This window comes from Collinsella sp. AF39-11AT, assembly GCF_003474585.1.
Taxonomy (GTDB): domain Bacteria; phylum Actinomycetota; class Coriobacteriia; order Coriobacteriales; family Coriobacteriaceae; genus Collinsella.
Genome location: NZ_QROG01000050.1, coordinates 1 through 1,903 on the forward strand (window position 1 = coordinate 1; position 1,903 = coordinate 1,903).

The window sequence follows — 1,903 nt, forward strand, 5'->3', positions numbered from 1 at the left end:
CGGCCCGCGCTGCATGAGCATGCCCTTCTGGCGCGAGGACCTCTAAGGTTTTCAAAGACCCGTACAGGTCTTACTACAAACATCTAGCTGCCATTAGATGTCTCCCATTGGGGCGGTGCGGATCTTTCGCACCGCCCCATTCATGTTTAATGACGCTAAATGAAGATCAGATAAGGTGGCCATGGATATCAAGACAATCGGTGTTGAGGAATGGCTCAACGTTTGGGAGAAGAGTGCTACCTGGGATATCGCTCAGTCGACGATCTCGTCGTTGACCATGGGCGAGCTTCGCGCACTGGACGAGCAGGACGGCGCCACGTTCTACGAGCGCCTGGATCGCGAGAAGATGAACTACGGCTGGATCGAGGGATCGCCGGAATTTAAGGCCGAGGTCGCCAAGCTGTATCGTCGCGATGTCAATCCCGATCACATTTTGCAGACCAATGGCTGCACGGGCGCCAACCTCAACGCCATCATGGCCGTTGTGGAGCCCGGCGATCACGTGATTGCCGAGTGGCCTACCTATGCGCCGCTCTACGAGATTCCGCGTACGCTGGGTGCCGAGGTCGAGTATTGGGAGCTCCGCGAGGAGCTCGGCTGGAAGCCCGATATCGATGAGCTCAAGCGCTTGGTGCGCCCCAACACCAAGCTCATCTGCATCAATAACGCATCGAACCCCATCGGTACGGTGCTCGATGCCGATATGCTCGGCCAGATTGCCGAGATCGCCCGTTCGGCTGGCGCCTATGTGCTGTGCGACGAGGTGTACCTGCCGCTTGAGAACACCAAGGCCTTTATGTCGATGGCCGACATGTACGAGAAGGCCATTGTCACCAACTCGGTGTCCAAGACCTATTCGACGCCTGCGGCCCGCGTGGGCTGGGTCGTGGCCGACGAAGAGGTGTCCAACCGCATCCGCACCTACCGCGACTACACCATGATCTGCGGCGGCGTGTTCAACGATGCCCTGGCGACATACGTGCTCGAGCACAAGGACAAGATTCTCGAGCGCAATCGCAAGATCGTGTTTGGCAACCGCGATATCGCGCAGGCTTGGATCGATACGCAGCATCGCGTTTCCTGGACGGCCCCGCAGGGAATATCCACCTCGTTTATCCAGCTGGATATTCCCGAGGATGACGAGGAATTCTGTAAGCGCCTGTTGGCCGAGAGGGGAGTGCTGCTGGTCCCCGGTAGCCGCTTTGAGCTTCCCTGCGGCGCACGCCTGGGCTACTGCGCGAGCGAAGACGTTCTTCGCGAGGGCCTGAGGCTTTTGGGCGAGGCACTGACGGAGTTCGATCGCTAGGGTTCCGACGATCTTCGAGGGCCTTATCCAAATTGGCCGAAGATAATCGAAAACGGACCCGTTTCCCTAGGGGAAGCGGGTTCGTTTTTCTATACCGAGAAGTCAAGTTGTTACAAATGGGGCCGTAAAGCGAGCCGGTATCCGCTGGGCCTTATACTGAGCTTCCGGTGAACGGTATCAAGCGTCTGGTAAACGGTAATTTGTTTATCAGAAATGAATAGGACAAACTTTTTTCTGAATAAAAATGAAAATGGTTGGGACGCGGCATGAATCGCTGATTCTATTCATAGCTATATTAGAAATATGCAATTTGAGGGTGGTTTAATAAAGTTAAGTTCCATTTGCTATTTGGATTGAAAACGCGTTTTAGCACGTAAATAAACTTTATTAAATCAAAGTGTGCCATGCGTGAAGTATATGTGTATGCCGTTCACCCCTCATATAAAACCGTTCGGGGGCGAGGTGGAAGTATGGACTGATTTTGGATATAAATATGTCGTCAGCAATAACGCCTCACACGGAGGGGCGCTAACGAATCGGCCCTGACAGGGGCCCGAAAGAAAGGTAGGAGGCCATGACGAAAGGTCTGCACGTGCC

At 54.4% G+C, this 1,903-nt stretch carries 1 protein-coding gene; it reads left to right on the forward strand.

What is annotated here, in order from left to right:
* Positions 1–181 precede the first annotated feature (181 nt).
* Positions 182–1,306 carry an aminotransferase gene (locus DW037_RS10370; RefSeq protein WP_117584285.1) on the forward strand — a complete coding sequence of 375 codons (1,125 nt, stop codon included), beginning with the start codon at positions 182–184 and terminating at the stop codon, positions 1,304–1,306.
* Positions 1,307–1,903: the final 597 nt, after the last annotated feature.